At 52.3% G+C, this 2298-nt stretch carries 2 protein-coding genes and 1 pseudogene; all 3 read right to left on the reverse strand.

The genetic code is table 11. The features are described 5' to 3' along the window. A pseudogene (locus tag BLS87_RS33240) lies at positions 1-1202 on the reverse strand (hemagglutinin repeat-containing protein); the annotation flags it as partial. A gap of 72 nt (positions 1203-1274) precedes the next feature. Then, the gene (locus tag BLS87_RS33245) at positions 1275-1736 is read right to left on the reverse strand and encodes a hypothetical protein (RefSeq protein WP_143024558.1); all 462 of its coding nucleotides are present in this window, start codon (positions 1734-1736) and stop codon (positions 1275-1277) included. A gap of 4 nt (positions 1737-1740) precedes the next feature. Next, positions 1741-2298 (reverse strand): hypothetical protein (locus tag BLS87_RS34375; protein WP_208605239.1); only part of this gene is annotated, 558 nt, incomplete at its 5' end.

Genomic DNA, 2298 nt, shown 5'->3' on the forward strand with positions numbered 1-2298 from the left:
TTGGTCAGCTTGAGGGCTTTTTCATCGCCAAGGCTCGCCTTCATCGCTGGGATGATGTCACCTAGCGTGATCGACTCAGCCCTAAGGCGGTTAACGCCGTCCAATAGAACCTTGGCTTGCTGATGGCTGTAGTTCTCGGCGTTGTCTTTCCAGACCGCCCACGTTTCCAGCGGATGCGTCACCAGATCAATCGAGGAACTCGACACATACAAATCCGTCCGGTGCTCGTCGTCTCGTGTGATCTCGTACGCCTTGCTCACGTCGCGGTTGAGGCCCGCCGTTGAATCACCTCCTGTCTTGGCATCGTCACGGACGGTGATATCGCCCGCGCCCACCGTCGCACGCACGATCTGCTCACGATCCTTGTTGTAGTTGTAACCCGAGACGTTCCAGCCGCTTTCGCCTTCCTTGCCGTTGCCAGCCTGGCTGGCATCCTGAGTGGCGGTGCCGCCGGCGCCCCAGCCATAGGTGCCACCCACGTTCAGGTAGTAGCCGTGTTCCTTGTCGCTGCCTGCGATGTCGCTGAAGCCGAGGGTGCCAGTATCGAGCTTGAGATTGCCCGTGTCCGAGGCGAGCACAGCACCATCGAGCTGGGTGTGTTGCTCAGTGCGGATGTCGAGTTGGTCTTTGGCGGTGATCGAGGTCTGGTTGCCAACCCAGTTCGTGCTGCCTGTGGTCTGGCCGTAGCCAACCGAACCACTGACGCTGCCCCCATAGCCCACGGTGACCGTTGCGCTGACATCGAACTCTTTGCCCGTCACCTTGCCGGTGTCTGGTACGGAAGAAACGGTCATGTCGCGCCCGACTTTGCCGATTACGTTATCGCCGCGCAGTGTCGCACCGGCCACAGTGGTGTCTCGGCCACTCTCAAAGCCCAACGTGTTACCGGCATAGAGGTAAGCTTCCTGTTGCTTGGCAGCTTCCCGGTCGAGATTACCTCGGCCCAGATTGACGCTGGCGTATACGCCTATGCCTCCGTGCCCTGATGTCAAACCGACTTCGCCTCCGCCACTGTGACGGTTCTCCTGGCTGCTTGAATCGTTCTGCGCAGCGCGGATGGTCAGGTCGTTGCCGGCTTTGAGGTTGATATAGCGCTCGGCTTCGACGCGGGTACCGATCAGACTCAGGTCGTTGGAAGCGTTAAGATTAACGTCTCGCCCGGCGTACAGTTCGGTTGCGCCATATGTAGCTTGATTGCCATCTAGGACACCCCAGCTTTAACTTCAACAAGCTGGGTTTCACGTCAGCACAAACCAATGCCTCAAGTATAAATCTCACGGAAAAAAATCGAAGACCTCTTCATTCTGGAAGACCATTGATGCATCTTCGTATAATTCTAAATCATCCGCAAAAAATGATTCACCACTTCTGACTTTATGGAACTTTATCAAAACACCGAACTCGTCTTTCATCACCATAAATCTCACCCCTCCCAGAGCCCCAAACCCCCTCCAAATCAAATACAACTCGCGCGCAAAAACACAAGCACTTTCAAGATAATCACACGTCACATAATCATCAATATGTATCGAGTTTATGAAACACTCATAGCCCGTTCGATCGGGAAAATCATGTAATTCAGCATTGGTGTCTATTGACAAGAGTGATAGCAAAAAAACACAATCGTCGACGACACACAACCCCATCTTAAGAATTTCGGAGAGCTCCTGGGGTAATTCTGTTACCTGCGGAAGCGTCTTTTCAAGTTCACTCCTCATTTTTTGATTTACTTTCACTACATCATTCTCCTAAATATTTACTCATACCTTTGGATATAGCCTGCATAAATCTCGGGTTATCCAATAACTTATTCACAGCCTTGGGAGCGCCAGGAAATGTATTCGTTAACGGATCATATAAATATTTATTACCCGCATTGTCCTGATAGTGAATCTGACCTGCCCGCTGCCCTGGATTCGGATTTTCCACATCCAAACGTTCTTTTCCAGTTCCTTTCCATATTGTTTTACTAAAGGTTTTTACGCCATTTTCACCTAACATTCCACCATTGGTGCTAGTCATACCAATCGCACGAACTGTCGCTTTCCCGACGCTCCCTACAATCGCATCTTCCACACTCTCGATCAGGTATTTCACACCGACAACGTCGGTGCTCCCCTCAAACGGCACGTCCATTTCGCCGTTTGCGTGGCGCGCTTTGTCGTCTTCGTTGAGCTGGGCTATTTTGGTCGAATCTAGGTCTTTCCACCGGGCGACCAGCGCGATGGCAGCCTCTTCGTTCTTTTGGTCAATCTCATCGCCAACAGTGGCGTCCAGTGCAGCCTTGGCCGCCAGGTT

The organism is Pseudomonas abietaniphila (assembly GCF_900100795.1).
Classification (GTDB): Bacteria; Pseudomonadota; Gammaproteobacteria; order Pseudomonadales; family Pseudomonadaceae; genus Aquipseudomonas; species Aquipseudomonas abietaniphila.